The organism is Parabacteroides caecihominis (assembly GCF_023656785.1).
GTDB classification, from domain to species: domain Bacteria; phylum Bacteroidota; class Bacteroidia; order Bacteroidales; family Tannerellaceae; genus Parabacteroides; species Parabacteroides segnis.
In genome coordinates this window covers 30,502-49,873 of the sequence record NZ_JAMOKS010000004.1, presented here as the reverse complement: position 1 = coordinate 49,873, position 19,372 = coordinate 30,502, and the positions used below count along the sequence as shown (strand labels likewise).

At 43.9% G+C, this 19,372-nt stretch carries 13 protein-coding genes; 7 read left to right on the top strand and 6 right to left on the bottom strand.

All coding sequences use genetic code 11. The features are described 5' to 3' along the window. The first annotated feature begins 10 nt into the window (after window positions 1-10). From infB to NBH14_RS04040, 7 genes are all read left to right on the top strand, one after another. On the top strand, window positions 11-3,052 hold the full coding sequence (gene infB / locus NBH14_RS04070; RefSeq protein ID WP_186959884.1) for a translation initiation factor IF-2: 3,042 nt from the start codon (window positions 11-13) through the stop codon (window positions 3,050-3,052). A gap of 2 nt (window positions 3,053-3,054) precedes the next feature. Then, complete coding sequence (locus NBH14_RS04065; protein ID WP_007655270.1) at window positions 3,055-3,546, top strand: CvpA family protein; 492 nt, start codon at window positions 3,055-3,057, stop codon at window positions 3,544-3,546. A 51-nt stretch (window positions 3,547-3,597) separates the two neighbouring features. Then, window positions 3,598-5,043, top strand: a complete 1,446-nt coding sequence (gene sufB / locus NBH14_RS04060) for a Fe-S cluster assembly protein SufB (RefSeq protein ID WP_222622107.1) — start codon at window positions 3,598-3,600, stop codon at window positions 5,041-5,043. A gap of 106 nt (window positions 5,044-5,149) precedes the next feature. Continuing rightward, the gene (gene sufC / locus NBH14_RS04055; protein ID WP_186959882.1) at window positions 5,150-5,905 is read left to right on the top strand and encodes a Fe-S cluster assembly ATPase SufC; all 756 of its coding nucleotides are present in this window, start codon (window positions 5,150-5,152) and stop codon (window positions 5,903-5,905) included. 1 nt (window position 5,906) lies between these two features. Next, window positions 5,907-7,250 (top strand): Fe-S cluster assembly protein SufD, encoded by a 1,344-nt coding sequence (gene sufD / locus NBH14_RS04050; protein ID WP_186959941.1) that lies wholly within the window; start codon window positions 5,907-5,909, stop codon window positions 7,248-7,250. A 95-nt stretch (window positions 7,251-7,345) separates the two neighbouring features. Continuing rightward, window positions 7,346-7,726, top strand: coding sequence for a VOC family protein (locus NBH14_RS04045; protein ID WP_186959881.1), 381 nt, complete (start codon window positions 7,346-7,348; stop codon window positions 7,724-7,726). Window position 7,727: 1 nt separating this feature from the next. Then, the gene (locus NBH14_RS04040; protein WP_128134729.1) at window positions 7,728-8,180 is read left to right on the top strand and encodes a GNAT family N-acetyltransferase; all 453 of its coding nucleotides are present in this window, start codon (window positions 7,728-7,730) and stop codon (window positions 8,178-8,180) included. Window positions 8,181-8,183: 3 nt separating this feature from the next. On the opposite strand, the gene NBH14_RS04035 is transcribed toward NBH14_RS04040, so the two are convergent. The 6 genes from NBH14_RS04035 to NBH14_RS04010 form a co-directional block, all read right to left on the bottom strand. Beyond that, on the bottom strand, window positions 8,184-8,750 hold the full coding sequence (locus tag NBH14_RS04035; protein WP_128134730.1) for an RNA polymerase sigma-70 factor: 567 nt from the start codon (window positions 8,748-8,750) through the stop codon (window positions 8,184-8,186). Between the two features lie 145 nt (window positions 8,751-8,895). Then, the gene (locus NBH14_RS04030) at window positions 8,896-12,204 is read right to left on the bottom strand and encodes a DUF5107 domain-containing protein (RefSeq protein ID WP_186959880.1); all 3,309 of its coding nucleotides are present in this window, start codon (window positions 12,202-12,204) and stop codon (window positions 8,896-8,898) included. A 153-nt stretch (window positions 12,205-12,357) separates the two neighbouring features. Next, entirely contained in the window at window positions 12,358-13,944 is a 1,587-nt protein-coding gene (locus NBH14_RS04025) for a RagB/SusD family nutrient uptake outer membrane protein (protein ID WP_128134046.1), read from the bottom strand. 22 nt (window positions 13,945-13,966) lie between these two features. Beyond that, complete coding sequence (locus NBH14_RS04020; protein ID WP_186959879.1) at window positions 13,967-17,266, bottom strand: TonB-dependent receptor; 3,300 nt, start codon at window positions 17,264-17,266, stop codon at window positions 13,967-13,969. 112 nt (window positions 17,267-17,378) lie between these two features. Then, a complete protein-coding gene (locus tag NBH14_RS04015; RefSeq protein WP_186959878.1) occupies window positions 17,379-18,593 on the bottom strand; it encodes a FecR family protein in 1,215 nt (404 codons plus the stop codon). Window positions 18,594-18,686: 93 nt separating this feature from the next. Further along, complete coding sequence (locus tag NBH14_RS04010; protein ID WP_186959877.1) at window positions 18,687-19,271, bottom strand: RNA polymerase sigma factor; 585 nt, start codon at window positions 19,269-19,271, stop codon at window positions 18,687-18,689. Between the last annotated feature and the right edge of the window lie 101 nt (window positions 19,272-19,372).

Here is a 19,372-nt window from a genome sequence, read left to right as displayed (position 1 = left end):
AAAGTTAGATATGCCTATAAAATTAATACAAGTACAAAGAAAATTAAACGTAGGGATCAACACGGTTGTTGAGTTTCTACACAAGAAAGGTCATCCTGTTGAGGAGAATGCAAATCCCAACACGAGGATCAGTGATGAACAGTATGCTTTGCTCGTAAAAGAGTTTGGAAAGGATCTGCCTGAGGGTGGTTTTGAACGTCCGCGGGTAGAACGTCCTCACAGAGAGAAAGAGAGAGAGGCCGCTTCTGTGAAAGAAGAGAAGACCTCGGAAATAAAGACCGTGATCCCGGAAGAGTTCAAGCCTAAAATCGTAACGAAAGGCCGTATCGACCTGGACGGACAGCATAAAAAAGTTCAGGAGACTCCTGAAGTGAAAGAAGAACCGGTAGTAGCCAAGCCGCAGCCTGTCGTTGAACCGCAGCCTGTCGTTAAGCCTCAGCCGGAAGTCAAACCGCAGCCTGTTGCAGAACCGCAACCGGTTGTCGTTTCTGCTCCTGCTCCTGAAAAAAAGACAGCAGAAGCCCCTGCAAAACAGGAAAAACAGGAGGTTGCTCCTGTTGAAAAGCCTGTGGAGAAAAAAGAAGTAAAAGAGATAGTTGTGGAAAAAGAAAGAATCGAAGAGAAAAAACCGGAAGTTAAAGTGAAGCCGGAAACGACGACAAGCTCTTCTGAAGAAGTGAATAAAACGGCTGCAGAGGGTCAGACTTCTGCTGAATCGGAAGACAGTAGCTTGTTCCGTTTGAACACTCCGAAGTTCGAGTCGAATATCAAGGTAACCGGCAAAATTGACCTGAATGCCTTGAACCAGTCTACTCGTCCTAAAAAGAAAACAAAGGAAGAGAGACGGAAAGAACGCGATGATAAACGCGAAAAGTTCAACAACAATAACAGACCCGGACAACCGGGATTCCATAAAGGACCGAAAGATCCGAATGCCAAACCGGGTGCACCGGTGAAGCCGGGAGCTCCTGTTAAACCGGGCGAAGCTAATGCGGATGCGAAAAAGAAACGTAACCGTATCAAGAAGGACCGTGTGGATGTGAACAACACTCCGGGTACGAATTACAGCCGTCCCGCTAATCAGCATCAGCGCGACGACCGTGGCAAACCCCGTCTGAAAAAGCCGGTTAAGGCCGAAGTAAGCGAGGAGGATGTACAGAAGCAGATCAAAGAAACCCTGGCTCGTCTGACGAACAAGGGAAATAAGAATAATAAAGGTGCCAAATACCGTCGTGATAAACGTGATGCAGCCGTTAAACGCGAGCATGAATTGCTGGAACTGGAAGAACAGGAAAGCAAGGTATTGAAGCTGACCGAATTTGTTACGGCAAACGACCTCGCCAACATGATGGATGTGCCTGTGACGAAGGTTATCGCTACTTGTATGAGTATCGGTATTATGGTTTCAATCAACCAGCGCCTGGATGCGGAAACGATCAATATCGTGGTCGAAGAGTTCGGGTTCAAGACTGAATATGTCAGTGCGGAAGTGGTGGAAGCCATCAATGCCGACGAAGAAGACGATAACGAAGAAGACTGGGTAGCACGTCCGCCTATCGTAACAGTGATGGGGCACGTCGACCACGGTAAAACGTCTTTGCTGGATAATATCCGTAAAGCGAACGTTATTGCCGGTGAAGCCGGTGGTATCACGCAGCATATCGGTGCTTACAATGTGAAGTTGGCCAGCGGACGCCGTATCACCTTCCTGGATACTCCGGGGCATGAAGCGTTTACCGCTATGCGTGCCCGTGGTGCCAAGGTAACGGATATCGCTATTATTATTGTAGCTGCCGACGATGCCGTTATGCCGCAGACCATTGAAGCGATCAACCATGCTTCGGCTGCCGGTGTACCTATCGTATTTGCTATTAATAAGGTAGATAAGCCGCATGCCAACCCTGAAAAGATCAAAGAAGAACTGGCTAACATGAACTACCTGGTGGAAGACTGGGGTGGTAAATACCAGAGCCAGGATATTTCGGCCAAGAAAGGCATGGGCGTTGAAGAACTGCTTGAAAAAGTATTGCTTGAAGCCGACCTGCTGGATCTGAAGGCTAACCCGACAAGACGTGCAGTCGGTTCCATCATCGAATCATCCCTGGATAAGGGACGCGGATATGTTTCTACCGTATTGGTTGAAAACGGTACCCTGAAAATGGGTGATATCGTCTTGGCCGGTACACACCACGGACGTATCAAGGCTATGTTCAACGAGCGTAACCAGCGTGTGGAAAAGGCCGGTCCTTCCGAACCGGTTCTGATCCTTGGATTGAACGGTGCGCCTCAGGCCGGTGATACATTCAATGTATTGGAGACTGAACAGGAAGCACGCGAGATTGCAACCCGTCGTGAACAGTTACAACGTGAACTCGGTATCCGTACACAGAAAATGCTTACGCTGGACGATATCGGCCGCCGTATCGCTGTGGGTAACTTCCAGGAACTGAATGTGATCGTGAAGGGTGATGTGGACGGCTCCGTAGAAGCATTGTCCGACTCTCTGATCCGTCTGTCTACCGAAGAGATCCAGGTGAACGTGATTCACAAGGCTGTCGGTCAGATTTCCGAATCGGATGTGGTACTGGCTGCCGCTTCGAATGCGATCATCATCGGATTCCAGGTTCGCCCGTCCGTACAGGCTCGCCGTAATGCAGAGAAAGATGGCGTTGAGATCCGTCTGTACTCTATCATCTACGATGCGATCGAAGAGGTGAAGAGCGCTATGGAAGGTATGCTTTCTCCGGAAATCAAGGAAGAGATTACCGCTTATGTGGATGTACAACAGGTATTTAAGATCACGAAAGTGGGTACGGTTGCCGGCTGTATGGTTAAGGAAGGTAAGATCAAGCGTACAAACAAGATCCGCCTGATCCGCGACGGTATCGTTATCTATGCCGGCGAACTCGGATCGTTGAAACGCTTCAAGGACGACGTGAAAGAGGTTGTGGCCGGATTGGATTGCGGTTTGAATATTACGAACTTTAATGATATCCAGGTAGGCGACGTGATCGAGTCGTACGAAGAAACTGAAATAAAGAAAACTTTATAAACATGAACTGGTTAGACATTGTACTAGTATGTCTGGCAGGAATTGGATTTGTGAAAGGCCTGTTTGATGGAGTCATCAAACAGGTTGTTTCGCTTATAGCCCTGGTTGTTGCCATCTTTTTTTGTTCGAAGGCGGCAGCCTGGTTGAAGGGATATATCGTCGCCCTGAACTGGTTTCCGCCTGAAGGGGTGACCATACTTAGTTATGTGGCCGGTTTCCTGCTGATCGTGGGAGTGATCATGCTGGCTGGTGAGATCATGAGCCGGGTTGTCGGAGTTACGCCCCTCAGTGTGCTGAACCATCTGGGAGGAGGAGTGGTCGGGCTTTGTTTTATGTTAGGATTTGTCAGTCTTATACTGAATGCACTCGAAGGCATAGATAGGGGATCCGTGCTGATCCCGCGTCAGGCTAAGGTGGAATCCCACTATTATAACCCGGTTAAAGAGATTATTCCAACCATTTACTTCGATAAATTGTTTTGGGGAAAAGAGTAAATATCTTGAAGGTTTGTTATCCGGCAAGATGTATAATATATATAAATGTATATGGAAGATTCGAATAAGATAATAAATGAGGTAACGAGCAGCGACTATAAGTATGGTTTTGTTACTGATATAGATACGGAGATGATCCATCGCGGTCTGGATGAGGAGACCGTCCGTATCATCTCGGCCAAAAAGAATGAGCCTGACTGGCTGCTTCAATTCCGCCTGAAGGCTTTCCGCCACTGGCAGACGCTGGAGATGCCCACATGGCCTCATCTGAATATTCCGCCGATCGATTATCAGGACATAATCTATTATGCTGCTCCGAAGAAAAAGGAAGGTCCGAAAAGTCTGGATGAAGTAGACCCGGAGTTATTGAAGACATTCGATAAGCTGGGTATTCCTTTGCACGAACGTGCCCAACTGGCCGGTATGGCGGTCGATGCCGTTATGGATAGTGTCTCCGTAAAGACAACTTTTAAGGAAACGCTGGCAGAGAAAGGGATCATCTTCTGTTCGTTCAGTGAAGCGGTACTGCATCATCCGGACCTGGTACAACAGTATCTGGGAAGCGTAGTGAGCTATCGTGATAATTTCTTTGCGGCATTGAACTCGGCAGTCTTTTCTGACGGTTCGTTCGTTTATATACCGAAAGGCGTACGTTGCCCGATGGAGTTGTCCACCTATTTCCGTATCAATGCGGCCAATACCGGACAGTTCGAACGTACACTGATCGTGGCCGACGATGAGGCATATGTAAGTTATCTGGAAGGATGTACCGCTCCGATGCGCGACGAGAACCAGTTGCATGCGGCCATCGTTGAGATTGTAGCCAAAGAACGTGCGGAGGTGAAATACTCGACCGTACAAAACTGGTATCCGGGTGATAAAGAAGGTAAAGGCGGTATCTATAACTTCGTGACCAAGCGCGGCCTGTGCAAAGGTGAAGGCAGTAAGATCTCGTGGACACAGGTGGAAACCGGTTCGGCCATTACCTGGAAATACCCGAGTTGCATCCTGGCCGGTGATAATTCTGTCGGTGAGTTCTATTCTGTTGCTGTAACCAACAATTACCAGCAGGCGGATACCGGAACGAAGATGATCCACTTGGGTAAGAATACGAAAAGCACGATCGTGTCGAAAGGTATTTCGGCCGGTCATAGCCAGAACAGTTACCGTGGCCTGGTGAAAGTATCTCCGCGTGCGGAAGGTGCCCGTAACCATAGCCAGTGCGACAGTCTGCTGCTGAGTTCTACCTGTGGTGCCCATACGTTCCCTTATGCCGATATACAGAATGAAACGGCTGTGGTGGAACACGAAGCTACAACGAGCAAGATCAGCGAAGAACAATTGTTCTATTGCCAGCAACGCGGTATCTCCGTCGAAGAGGCCGTCGGCCTGATCGTAAACGGCTATGCCCGTGAGGTAATGAACAAGCTCCCGATGGAGTTTGCCGTCGAAGCACAGAAGCTGCTGACCATCTCCCTGGAGGGAAGCGTTGGGTAAAACGGAATCGCGCGACGTCCGCGATGGGTATCGAGTGATGTCCGCGATAGGGATTGCACATCATCCTCGATGAGTATGGAATAAATATAGAGAAATAACAACAGATATGTTAGAGATAAAGAACTTACATGCCAACGTGAATGGCAAAGAGATATTGAAAGGTATCGACCTTTCTGTAAAGGCTGGTGAGGTACATGCCATCATGGGTCCGAACGGTTCGGGAAAGAGTACACTCAGCAGTGTACTGGTAGGTAATCCGGCTTTCGAGGTAACTCAGGGCGAGGTGATCTTCAACGGGAAGAACCTGCTGGAGTTGGAACCCGAAGACCGCAGCCGTGAAGGTGTTTTCCTGAGTTTCCAGTATCCGGTGGAGATCCCGGGCGTAAGCATGGTGAATTTTATGCGTGCTGCCTTGAATGAGCACCGTAAATATAACGGTCTTGAACCGGTTTCCGCAACCGATTTCCTGAAACTGATGCGTGAGAAACGTGCTATCGTCGAACTGGATAATAAACTGGCGAGCCGTAGCGTGAACGAAGGATTTTCCGGTGGTGAAAAGAAACGTAACGAAATTTTCCAGATGGCTATGCTCGAACCGAAACTGGCTATCCTGGATGAGACGGACAGCGGCTTGGATATCGATGCGCTCCGTATCGTGGCAAACGGTGTCAATCAGTTGCGTACTCCGGAAAATGCAGCGATCGTGATTACTCACTACCAACGTTTGTTGGATTACATCAAACCCGATGTGGTACATGTATTATACAAAGGACGTATCGTAAAAACAGCCGGTCCGGAACTGGCTCTCGAACTGGAAGAAAAAGGTTACGACTGGATCAAGAAAGAGATGGGGGATGAGTGAGATGAGAGCCGAACAACAATATATCGATCTTTTTACCCGGTATGAGGACCTGGTGTGCCGTCATAGTACTGCGGTGATGAATGCTCCGCGTGTTGAGGCTTTGGCTGATTTTGATCGCCTGGGTTTTCCTTCGGTAAAGAGTGAAGATTATAAATATACAGATGTAGCGCAGGCTTTTGCTCCTGATTATGGGGTGAACATAAACCGCCTGGCTATTCCGGTCAATCCTTATGACGTATTCCGTTGTGATGTCCCGAACCTGAGTACTTCTTTGTATTTTGTCGTGAATGATACTTTTTATGACAAGATGATGCCGAAAGCGCATTTACCTGAGGGGGTATACGCCGGTGGTTTGAAAAACTTTGCAGAGAAATATCCGGAAGTGGCAGCCCGCTATTACGGAAAAGCTGCTAAAAGTAGCCATGACGGTATAATCGCATTGAACACAATGCTGGCGCAGGATGGTTTCGTGCTTTATGTGCCGGAAGGTGTGGCTGTGGAACGTCCTATCCAGCTGATCAATATATTCCGTAGTGATGTGGATGCGATGGCTAACCGGCGTATCCTGGTTATTATGGAACCGCGTTCGGAAGCTAAATTGCTGATCTGCGATCATAGTATAGACGATGTGAAATTCCTGGCTACCCAGGTCGTTGAGATATTTGCCGGCGAAGGTGCTTACTTCGATTACTATGATCTGGAAGAAAGCAGCATTTCCACTTCCCGCTTTGCCTCGGTCCATGTGAAACAGGAGGCTTCCAGCAATGTCCTGGTAAACGGTATTACCTTGAATAACGGTCTTACGCGTAACAACTATTATATTGAACTGAACGGCGAATATGCAGAAACAACCCTTTGCGGAATGTCCGTTATGGACCGTGAGCAACAAGTGGATACGTATAGCCATATTACGCATGCTGTACCCAATTGTACAAGTAACGAGCTATTCAAGAATGTATTGAACGATCATGCAGTCGGTGCTTTCAGCGGCCGTATCCTGGTAAAGGAAGGTGCCCAGAAAACGGCAGCTTTCCAGACAAACCGTAATCTCTGTGCTACCCGTGAAGCCCGTATGTATAGTAAGCCGCAATTGGAGATTTATGCGGATGATGTGAAATGTTCGCACGGTATGACGACCGGGCAGTTGGATGAGAATGCTTTGTTCTATATGCGTAGCCGTGGTATTCCATTGAATGAGGCACGTATGATGCTGAGTGTTGCTTTTACATCGGATGTGATTGATCATGTGCGTCTGGATGCGTTGAAAGACCGTCTGCATAAGTTGGTTGAAAAACGTTTTCGCGGAGAGTTGGCACGTTGTGCCGATTGCCGTATCTGTAAATAAGATATTATTCTGATTTTTATAAAGGCCCGGATAGATGTTATGTCTGTCCGGGTTTTTTTGTCTATCTTTGTATTTCACCAATCATTTATTATCATATGCAATTGAGTCATATAGCGATTTGGACGAAAGAATTAGAACGTTCCCGCGAATTTTATACAACGTATTTTAATGGGAAAAGCAATGAAAAATACGTGAATCCCAAGAAAGGGTTTGCTTCTTATTTTGTGACTTTTGAGGGAGGTGCTTCCCTGGAAATTATGCAACGGATAGATATTACAAAAGAGAGGGATGGGCTGTTTATAGGTCTTGCCCACTTTGCTTTCTCTGTCGGTTCAAAGGAAAAGGTAGATAGTATGATAGAACTGTTTCGTGAAAATGGTTATACAGTACTCGGTGAACCACGAACGACGGGAGATGGTTTTTATGAGGGGGCCATTGCTGATCCTGACGGAAATATTGTGGAAATAATTGCCTGATATGGAGATACATATTGAACAAACGACAGACTATCCTTATGATTTGCTTCTGTTAGCGGATCCGAACCGCGAGTTGGTAGATCGTTATCTGAAAGCATCCGATTGTTTTGTCGCTTTGTGTGAAGGACAAGCCGTAGGAGTGATTGTCGTTCAGAAACAGTCTATAAACGGGGCAGAAGTATTGAATCTTGCCGTAGGTGAGTCTTTCCAGCGGAGAGGTATTGCACGCCGTTTGCTTCGCTTTGTCTTTGATGAATGGGCTCGATCGAATCGAATCGCTCTGTTGAAAGTCTGTACCGGCACTTCTGCTCCCGGTCCCATGATGTTGTACCAGCAGGAAGGTTTTGACCTGAAAGAGTTGGACCGTGATTATTTTGTACGTAATTATCCGGAACCGATCTGGGAAAATGGCATTCAGTGCCGCCACCGGTTAATCCTCGAAAAAGAACTGTAACAACTAATTTATATAAAATAAATACAGGAAAACCGGATAATAATCTTTCAAGCTGGTATGCAGCTTTTTCAAGGCTTTGGAAATATGATACTCGACCCCTTTAGTGGTTATTCCCAACGTTTCCGCAATCGTTTTATGAGATTTGTTTTCATAACGGCTCATAATGAATACGACTCTGGTTTGTTCTGGTAAACCGGCCAGGGTTTTATTGACTATTTCTTGTGCTTCGGCAGTAAATAGTTCGCCGGGATCACAGGCCTCCAAAGTCGATATGCGGGTATTCAGTTCCCATTCGGCATGATTCAGTAATTGTTCGTTGACATCTTCTCTTACCTGCAGGTGCTGCAAATAGTTCAGGCATTTGTTTTTTATGATAGTAAGAATATAGGCAGGCACATTCGAATCTTTTTCCAATGAATGACGATTCTCCCAGTAATACATCAGGGCTTCGATAGTAAAGTCTTCAGCAACAGCTATATCCCTTACATACGTATTAGCAAAGCGGATGAACCGGCCCTGATAATCTGTAAATAATTGATTGAATGCTTTTAAGTCTGTTGTATTCTCCATTCCCCGAGATTTGTAATCGGTCGTAAATATAATAAAAATAATGTTACCGTTTCTCTCTTTGTTTGGGGGATTCTTATATAAAACAAAAGAACGACCTTCAATTGTTCTGAAAGATCGTTCTTTTATTTGGATTAGACTCTATTTTTCAACGAATATCCTCGTTCATTAATTTAGCCCAAATATTTCCTGGATACAGCTGAATAGCCTGATTAAAATCATTCTTTGCTGCCGACGGATTATTCAGCAGCAGATGTATCAGACCGGAATAATAGGAGATATTGCTCTGTTGTACGTTCTGATTGGCTTCACCGAACTTAGCATATGAATCCATCAGGTTTTGTTGCATGCGTTCCAGTGTTTTTTGCATATTGCTTAAAACAGCATCAGCTTTTTCATTTTTATTTAATTTCCTGAGAGATTTTATTTTGTAGTAATTCAGATCTGTCAGGTGGTCCCTGAAGTGTGTTTCAGCAGATTTTTCGAAACATTCCCTGGCTTTGTCTGCTTGTTTCATAGCTTCGTATGCAATACCGGATAAATAATATACCTTGGCTTCATAACCACCCCGGAGAGACGGAGCTACTTCCAAATTGGCAGGATACTGATTAGCCAGGTCGAATTCCCGGATCGCTTCTTTATACTGTTTTCCTTTTAGAAGTTGCATTCCTTTCAACATATGCGAATCGACATAGATGTCGTGTACCTGTCCGCCGCCTTCCCATAAATGGAAATGTCTGGTATCCATTATTTTTATTGCTTTATCATATTTTGCTGTGGCATTATAGAGCGTAAGCAACCGCATTACGGCATCGTCATGTTTCATGACGGTTTTCAGATGGGATTCCAGTCTTTTTAATCGCTGGGCTGCCGGAATATTCGCCTGCTCATATATTTTATCCGATTCTGTTAGTAATAACGGATCATTCGGGTTAGCATTGATTGCTCTGTCATAATACTTCATGGATTTTTCCAGGTCGTTCAGACATCCGTATCCGAAACCAACATTACGCGCTGCGATAGCGAAGGTAGGATCAGCCTCTGTTGCGTGTAGCCAGTGTTCTAGACCACTCTCTTTTTGTCCCAGATAATAGAGTAAGTTCCCCAGGTGATAGTGGAGGAGTGCATCATTCGGTCTTTCCTGCAATAGCGTTGTGAAAAGAACTATTTCTTCGATCCGGAAAGGATAGTTGTTCAACGGCGATAATGATGCGGCTTTATCCAGACAAGCCTGGAACTCTGTTGTATTCTTTCCTTTCAGCAGGTTATATGCTTTGTAATAATAAAGCAGCGGATAAGAAACATAGGGTTCACCTAAAGAAATGGCACTGTTCAGTAAGGTCAGTGCATCTTCTGTGGCTCCGATTGTCATGTAATTGTTCACGACCTCCAGCAATTCCTGTACGGCAATGATCCCTTTGCTGTTATGATTCGTTCCGGCTTTTAGGAAAGAAGCACCTTGTGAAACGGATAAGTTGGTTTCGGCAGCACTCCAGTAATCGAGCGGATCGATCTGCTGGATATAACGGATCGTTTCCTGTGCTTCCTCTTTCTTACCCTGCATCCGAAGAATGTAGGCTTTGAGAGTAAGTGCCTGTAAGTCGCGTCCTCCTACGTAAAGCGATTGGATAATCATGTCCATAGCCCGCTTGTAATCCTTGTCTTTCACTGCCAGGACAGCCAGTTCATAGAAAGAACGATGTTTGAAGTCGGGAGTCCAGGTAGCAGCCCAATAAGCATCCGTCGCTTTGCCGATATTGTCTGTCATCTGATATAGATACCCCAGATAATAAAGCGCTTCCGTGTTCTTTACCGTTGTATAATCGTGAGACAAACGCGCCTGGGCACGTAACAGATGTTGTTCCGCTTTCTCCCATTTCCCCTGACGGATATAATGTTTCCCTACTTCGATATTTACGCGGGCATCCATCGAGTCACGTAAAAGAGCTTCGTTATAGAAATCCATATAATCCAGACGGGCATTGTTGAACTGGTCGACGCGGAGACCGGCTAGGTAAAGCTCTTCGTTTGTCTTATATTCTTTGACTGGTTTGGTGCCGTCGATGACTTTAGGCAGCGGTTTTTCTTCCTGTACGATCGGACGGTAATCGACCAGCAGGTTACCTTCAGCATCGTAAAGTGCAGTATAAAGTGTCGAGGGATCTGACGGATCGGGCACGGATACCTGTTCGAGGAAATATTTGTCTGGATCGATGTTGATCCGCCTATCCATTATTATCCGGTCTTTATATTTTACGACAACACGGGCGTTTTCGTACAAAGTAGTCGCGCAATAACCTACACGATAGTTGTTGCCTTCGGTCGGTTCAAAGTTTACGGCTGCATCATTCGTGGCATTCTTTACACCTTTGATACCTTTTACCGGATACCATATTTGGCTGAATTCGCGGATTTCGCCCGGGTTTATCCAGCTGTAATCCGGTTGGTTATCGGAATAACCGCCTACCATCAACTCCAGGTAATGTCCGTCGTTGTCGGATAGTATTTTGTTCCACATCTCGCCGTTCGCGTTGTTTCCCCATAAGAAGAATTTCTTTCCGGGTACGACATGGCGGTTGGCCACATGTACTGTTCCTGCATCTTTTCCATAGTCGTAACCGGCAAGGAAAGACATTTCGCTTCCCCAGGCAAAAATAGAGCGGGAGTTCCCTGTAAAGTTTTTCCACCAGGATAAATCGTCATTTTCCCCACTGCCGAGGTTTGCTTCTCCGATCGGCCAGTTTGTGAAGTATACTTTATGGTGGTCGGCTCCGAATTGTACATCAGGCGGGAATATCACCTGATATTGATCGTTACAATGGACGGATACATTTGCCCAGTACAGCATCGACTGGATCATCGGGGTCGGGTTGATCACTTTGATTTTTGCTTCCACCCAAGAACGGTTGGGGTATACCGATACACCTACCGACCATTTTAGCCGGTGACGTAATTCTGTTTCTCCCACCCAAATTGTCTTGCTTCCGTCTTCATTTTCTTTCATTGTCCAGTTGATGGGCATGTAACTGCTGGCACGGTGATGGTCGGGGATATTCCATTCGACACCTCCCGAAAGCCAGGCACCTAACATACCGATCAAGGCAGGTTTTACTCCTGTTTGGGTGTAAAAGAAAGGATAGTCGTTGGTTTTGTCGGAGGCGGCAAAGATACGACCGCCGATCTCTGGAAGAATGGCAATGTCGACATACTGATTGTCCAGCCGGAGTACATTGTAATCTTGCTGAACTTGCTTTTCTGTCAGGACATCGTAAAGGGGATAAGGATAAATATATCCTTCTGCTCCCTGATAAACACGGCCGGTAAAGAAGATCGGATCGATTTCCGGGGCACCGATCTGATAGGTCGGAATTTTTTCTGTTACAGACTTCATGTGAACCTCCTGACCTAAAAGAGGAGTTGCACATAACAATAATGCTGATAGAAGTTTAGAATTCATGGTATCGCAACTTTGATTTGTTATTAAGTATACTAAAAATAGAGTGAATTTGAGAGAGTAAAGAACTGTCCGGGATCACTCCCGGGACAGTTCCCAACAAGGTATAAGCCTTAAAAACACACTTTTGACTAATACTTTATTTGAAGGAGCAATTCATCGAGTCAGGTTCGAATTCAGCTGGGCATCGGATGCTGGATACGGCAGATATATAGATTTTTCACCCTGCCAGGTTAGAGAAGCCGGTAATTCCACTTTTTCTTTTCGCACAATACCCGGAGCTACTTCGATAGCCGCATTGGCTTTACGTTCATTGAATGTTTGTTCCAGCAATTCCATACGCATCTGATCATCGCGGCGGGTTACCAAAGCGACAAAGTAACCGGCTACTTCCCAACCGTGTTCTTTCAAGGCAGCATTGGCAAATGTTTCTCCATTCATACCTGATTGTAGTGGTTCCAGGCCAGCGCGTTCACGTACCAGGTTTATACATTCGTAAGCCATTGCGTTCGGTGTACCCTCAGCACGTGCTTGTGCTTCGGCATACCATAACAATACTTCCGAATAGCGGATCAGGCGATGGCGATGATCGTTGGTCATTAAAGAAGTATTGGCAGGCTTCGTATAATCGTAATCACCTCCGTCTTCACTGATGGTAAAGGCACAGAACATAGGCTGCTGCTCGGGAATACTTTCGTCCCACCAATCCAGTAACTTTCCACCCTCTTTATTCCCTTCTAGAATCTTCGGGTTATAAGTTGCATCTTTTCTCGGACCGGTAGGGAATTCTTTCCAGAATTTGATTTCGCCCAGTGCATCGCCCCACCCGGTAAGCGATTCGAACAAGTGGCTATTTGTCATTTGTGAATCTTCAGACCATGTTCCTACTGCACTGGAGAAATTGATGCCGACAACTGTTTCATTTGTATAATTATGGCTTGGAGCATATACATATTTATATTCCGGTTCCAGAATATATTCATATGTTCCGCTATTTACACCATCAATAACAGCTTTTGCCTGTTCTGCAGCCGAAGCATAATATTGTGTCTGTTTTAAAGGCCATCCTGCCATAGCCATATAGACGGCAGCCAGTGTTGCCTGGGCTGCCTGTTTGGTAATGAAGATGTTGGCTCCCTGGAATTTCTGAGGAGGTTTGGAATAGTCGGTCGGAAGTGTAGCAACGCAGTCTTGTAAATCTTTGACAATCTGGTTATATACATCTTGAATATTGGCTAAAGGACGTTCGTAGTTAACTTCGGTGTCCAGAATCAGAGGAATGGCCCCCCAACGACGAACCAGCCAGAAATAATGTACTGCACGCCAATATTTGGCCTGACCTAATGCTATATTTATTTCTTCTTGTGTCGTAGGGGTTTTAGCCCCATTTTCGATGATATAATTGGCAGCCTTGATCACGACGTAAGAGGTAGACCATGCAGCTTCTACCCCCTTATTGGCATCTGAGCCGCGGAATGCATCTACTTCAGCATAAGCTTGTTTATTACTGCCGGGATTAGCGGTTACGTCGTCACCTAACCAGGAAGGAATTGTTGGGTTTGTGTTGGTCTGTGTCAGACAGACATTCTTATACAATGCATAGGTTGCCATTGTTAATTCCTCCTGTGTAGAGAAGAAGGTGCCCGGTGTCAGTTTGCCTTTTGGATCTTCGTCAAGAAAATCACTACATGAGCTTGATAACAAGGCTATGCCTAAGGTATATAATATATATTTCGCTTTCATGATAATTATTCTTTATTTAATATTAGAAATTCATACGAACTCCGAATGTATACGAACGAGTCAACGGATAAGCTCCCAAGTCGATACCGTCGTTTACATCTACACTACCTGTTCCTGTATCCACAAATGAAATACCGGCTGGATCCATTCCTTTATAACTGGTTATAGTGAATAAATTCTGGCAACTGAATGTAAAGCGTAGATCGGCAAATTTGGATACAGCTTTCGGTAGGTTGTATGATAGGCTGATATTATCCAGACGAAAATAATTTGCTGATTCCAAATACTTGGTAGAGGTTGCCGCTGCCTGATAATTATTCCCTTTAACATTTACAGAAGGATAGCGGGCCGATTGTCCTTTTGTATCGAAATTATCATTCAAATACTCTTTTAATGTGATGAAGGCAAAGTCGCCAGTCATGGATGTTCCAGTATAACGTACCATATTAAAACGTTCTGCTCCGAATGAACCGGTAAAGAATACGTTCAAGTCCCAGTTTTTCCAATGCAAGCTATTATTCCAGCCCAAAGTAAAGTCAGGAGTGGCTTTACCGATAAAGGTACGATCTTTACTGTCGATTATACCATCCTTGTTCCGATCGACAAATGAATCATTACCTGCAGCATCCAATCCAGTCCATTCATAGCCGTAGAATGCACCGATCGGTTGCCCTACTGTTATACGGGTAACGCCGTCTGTTGAAAACATGCCGCTAGCAATATTTGCTCCCTGGATAAAGTCCAGACCCGCCAGATCTTTTACTTCATTCTTTAGATAAGTGCCGTTGAAGGTCGTGTTCCAACTGAAATCCGAGCCTTCGAAAATATTTGCATTGATAGAAAAGTCAATACCTCGATTACTTATCTCTGCCGCATTCACCCAATAGGAACCTCCACCGTCATAATTCGGAATTGTCCGTTTTAACAGACCGTCTTTTGTTCGTTTGTCAAAATAGTCGAAAGAAACGTTCAATCTGCGATTCAAAATGGAAAAGTCCAAACCTAAGTCGAATTGGTGGGTTGTTTCCCACGATAGATCCGGGGTTGCGACAGTTTGTCCAATCCAATAACCTGTGTAATAGGCATTTCCTCCGAATGCATACATGGCTTGAGACATCAGTCCCAATGTTTCATACGGGTCAATGGCCTGACTGCCGATTAAACCGTAGCTGGCTCGAATTTTGAGGTCTTGTATAATATTCTGATGTTGCATAAAGTCTTCATTACCCATTGACCAGGCGGCAGCAATAGAGGGAAACCAACCCCATTTGTCGTTAAAAAATTTTGATGAACCGTCCGCGCGAATCGTTCCGGTCAGCATATAGCGGTCTTTGTAGTTATACATTATGCGGCCTACACCGGACATCAGAGCCCATTTTGAATAATCATTTTTCGCATTGCGGGTACCAGCCATTTCTGCGTTCCACCATCCGACACTTTCGGTCATCAGATTATTTCCGCTGATATCCATATAGCGGTATTCGGATTGTGTAGCTTCATAAACGGCTGTGGCAGTCAAAGCATGGTCACCCCATTTCCCATTATAAGTCAGGTTGTTTGTCGTTTGTAAAGTCATACGATACGCATCATTGTTTCCCATACTGCTTGAACTGGACACCTTTGTTGTTGCGAAAGAGTAATTTTTCACGTCGTTGTAATCAATACCATTACTGGTAGTAAAAGTCAGACCAGGAAGAATGTTGAATTTTAAATCGATATGAGCATTGACGATATCTCTCATCGACTCTCCTATTTGTTCATTAAGCAGACCAACCGGATTTAACTGTGTAATAGCACTGTACGGGTCACGTGTATAAGTACCGTTTTCATTCATGATACCAAGTACCGGTGCATAATTCATTGCGATATTGACAATGTTACCTTTTGCTGCACTGAAATCTGCACTTCTTTTCACATTATGAGAGGCATTCACGTCGGCTGTCAGATGTAACCAGTCTGTCAGCTGCGAAGTGATATTAGCACGTGCTTGGTAGCGTTTGTTTGTATTTTCCTTTACGACACCTTCCTGACCGACATAGTTTCCGGAAACAATGTACTGGATTTTATCGCTACCTCCGGAAAGAGTCAATTTGTAATCCTGTGTGATACCATTTTGAAAGATTTCGTCCAGCCAATCCGTACCGGCTGTTCCGTTCTGGAATGCAGATAACTGTTCCGGAGAGAAGGTATCTTTCCGATATGTGTTATATAATGTAGCAAACTCATACGGGTTGAGTGTTTCGTAACGTTTGGCTACGGTACCGATACCGATCTGTGCATCGAACATAATCTGACGGACATTCGCTTTACCGGTTTTTGTCGTGATCAGAACGACACCATTTGCACCACGGGAACCGTAGATGGCAGTTGAAGACGCATCCTTTAATATCTGCATAGACTGAATGTCTTCCGGATTCAATCCTGTCAGACCACTTTCGCGCACAATACCGTCGATTACATACAACGGATCGTTGCTGCGATTAATAGAGCCGGAGCCGCGAACACGAATCTTAACGGTTCCTCCCGGCACACCGCTGTTTTGTACCTGAACACCCGACACACGACCCTGCAAAGCGTCTGATACCTGAGTGATCGGTTGATCTTTAAATGCTTTATTATCCAAAACGGCTACGGAACCTGCTAAATCGGCTTTACGAACTGTACCGTAACCTACGACAACAACTTCGTCGAGTGACTGGCTGTCTTCCTTCAGCATGATGTTATAGGAAGATTGGCTACCGACTGTAATTTCTTGCGGAAGATAACCGATATAGGAAATTTGCAAAATAGCATTTGTCGGAACATTTTCCAATGTAAACTTCCCATCCAGATCACTGATTGTTCCGTTTGTAGTTCCTTTGATAACGATATTAGCGCCGGTAACCGGTCCCATGTTATCTCTTACGATACCTGAAATTGTACGAGTGTCTTTCTGTTTTGTTTCAGTGTTTACAGGTGTCTCTTTTTGGGAAATGATTATCTGACGGTCAGATATGGAGTAATTATTTTCCGTACCGAAAAATAATTGATTAAGGATAGTATCTATTTTCTGATCTTTTACATTTATAGATACTTTACGGTTCAGATCAATTGACTTGTCTAGGTAAAAGAAGATAAACTCGCTGTTGTTTTCTATTTCATTAATAACTTCTTTAACCGTTTTGTTTTCGTAGTTCATGGAGAATGATGTCTCTTGAGAATATATCTCTGAGGCAAAACATGATCCTGCTGTTAAAAACGCAAAAAGTAAAAAAAACTTCATGACACGTATTAGTCTTTTGGATTGGGTTTTCCTTTGAGTAAACCTGGTGTTCTCATTCATGTTGTGTAACGATTTAAGTTTATAATACGGTTTAATGCATGTAAATTATTAGTGAGGGGAAATTTCTAAAATTTTATCCCTCTAAATCTAAGGTCCCATAATTTTGTGAGTTTTAATGTTTGACAATAATATAAATCTGTTCGCCTGTTTGCTCGACTTTGATCGGGGCGGCATTCTGAAGTGCACTGAGTACTTTCTCGGGGGTTTCCTTCAAATCCAGTTTTCCGCTACAAGTGAGTTCACTGACTTTTTCGTCCCAATGGATTTTAATCCCATAGTATTTGCAGAGCTTCTCAAGAACAACATCCAGCTTCTGGTGATTGAACTGATAATATCCGTCTTTCCAGGCAACATAATCTTGTGTGTTTACGTGGTACACGGATTCTTCATCACTCTTGTTGTCATATAGGAACAACTGATTAGGACTTAATGTATTTTTTCTTTTTCCTTTTGTTTCTATTTCAACTTTTCCTTTTACCAGTACAACATGACTGCTTGTTTCATTATCGTAGGCAGAGACACAAAACTGGGTTCCCAGGTCTCTGACCTCCATTTTTCTGGTTTTTACGATAAAAGGTCTTTTTTCATCGTGTACAATGTCCAGATAAATTTCTCCCTCTACGAATATTTCCCGGCTGTCGGCGGTAAATTGAGCGGGATAAATCACTTTTGAACCAGCGTTCACCCACATTTTACTTCCATCTGTGAATGTAATGGAAGAACGTTTTCCTATCGGGACAATTAATTGATTGAACGATTGAACTTTTTCTTCTTTTATATCTTCTTTTTCAATGTTTACTTCTTCCGAGTTTACATTGATATTTCCTTCCTTTGTATATTCCAACCGGGTGTCTTTCCCTTCAATAGATATCTTTTTTTCTTTTGAAAGGATCAGCTGAACGTTCTCCGACGGATTGTCGGTTTGCGGAATGGTACTTATCATAGCTTCATAATCGATCGCTTGTTCCTGATTGTATAAAGTATGCCATCCATAAGCGGAGATTATCAGCAAGGAGGCTGCTACAGAAACCGCTATTTTCAGGAAATGAATCTTCTTTGTGTGTTTATCGTATACCGTATTGGCTGTTTGTATACGTTTCCATAATTCTTTTTCATCGTCGACTGATAGAGCTGAATTGTAGGATATCCTTTTGATACTTTTTAAGAAGAAACGAGCAGATTCTATCTCTTCAGCAAGAGCGTTGTCAGCTTGCTGAAGTTTATGCCAGAACTTTCGGTCTTTTTCTGTCGGATATAATTCCGATAGCAGGAAATAATCGTCGTTCAGTAACTCGTCTGCTTTATATTTTGTATAATCTTTTCTCATTTATATCAAGAAGGATTTTATATAAGGAGACGTTGTTACCTATTTTATACTCACTAAAGAGAATTTTTTTTGAAAGAGTCGTTTTTTGTTGTACTATTTCATTGATAGGTAAAGTAATAAAAGGAATAATCCGGTAGAACTATAATTTTGTCTGATTTTTTTTAATGATCGTTGTATCAGGTTTTGTGCAGACTGATAATTCATATCCATTAATATACATATTTCTTCCATGCTCATTTCTTGAATAAACCGATAGTATATGATCTCTTTTTGGCGGGGAGTCAGTATGGAGAGAATCTCTTTGACTTTCTTTTGCTGATTTTTGTATTGTTCATTATTGATGAACTCGTCTTCCACTGTGGGTTCGAGTAAGAACGGAACTTGTTCCATCGTACTTCTTTCGTAGATTGATTCTTTATAAAGAGCACGTAATACACAGTTCTTTATGGTAACAAACAAATATACTTTAATATTATCGGGAACGATGAGACGTTCTCTGTTTTTATACAGTTGAGTAAAAACTTCCTGTATGCAATCTTTTATTAGTTCAGGGTTTGAGGTAAAACGAAGGCTGTACTGATATAAGGTTTGTACATATTCATTATACAACCAACTATACGAGTCGTTATCCCCTGCGATAAACTGTCTCCATTTTATTTTAGTCTCATTATCCTGCATATTGCTGTTTTGACATACAAATATAAAACAAATAAAATATAATCAAAACGTTTGATTTATGGATAAGTCAGCTTCTTTCCAAAAATTCGTCCTGTCCTTAT

Coding starts and splice junctions, on each gene's coding strand:
- NBH14_RS04025 (WP_128134046.1), bottom strand. CDS start 13,944: ATGAAAGCGAAATATATATTATATACCTTAGGCATAGCCTTGTTATCA.
- NBH14_RS04020 (WP_186959879.1), bottom strand. CDS start 17,266: ATGAATGAGAACACCAGGTTTACTCAAAGGAAAACCCAATCCAAAAGA.
- sufD (WP_186959941.1), top strand. CDS start 5,907: ATGAGAGCCGAACAACAATATATCGATCTTTTTACCCGGTATGAGGAC.
- NBH14_RS04045 (WP_186959881.1), top strand. CDS start 7,346: ATGCAATTGAGTCATATAGCGATTTGGACGAAAGAATTAGAACGTTCC.
- NBH14_RS04040 (WP_128134729.1), top strand. CDS start 7,728: ATGGAGATACATATTGAACAAACGACAGACTATCCTTATGATTTGCTT.
- NBH14_RS04065 (WP_007655270.1), top strand. CDS start 3,055: ATGAACTGGTTAGACATTGTACTAGTATGTCTGGCAGGAATTGGATTT.
- infB (WP_186959884.1), top strand. CDS start 11: ATGCCTATAAAATTAATACAAGTACAAAGAAAATTAAACGTAGGGATC.
- sufC (WP_186959882.1), top strand. CDS start 5,150: ATGTTAGAGATAAAGAACTTACATGCCAACGTGAATGGCAAAGAGATA.
- NBH14_RS04015 (WP_186959878.1), bottom strand. CDS start 18,593: ATGAGAAAAGATTATACAAAATATAAAGCAGACGAGTTACTGAACGAC.
- NBH14_RS04035 (WP_128134730.1), bottom strand. CDS start 8,750: ATGGAGAATACAACAGACTTAAAAGCATTCAATCAATTATTTACAGAT.
- NBH14_RS04010 (WP_186959877.1), bottom strand. CDS start 19,271: ATGCAGGATAATGAGACTAAAATAAAATGGAGACAGTTTATCGCAGGG.
- NBH14_RS04030 (WP_186959880.1), bottom strand. CDS start 12,204: ATGAATTCTAAACTTCTATCAGCATTATTGTTATGTGCAACTCCTCTT.
- sufB (WP_222622107.1), top strand. CDS start 3,598: ATGGAAGATTCGAATAAGATAATAAATGAGGTAACGAGCAGCGACTAT.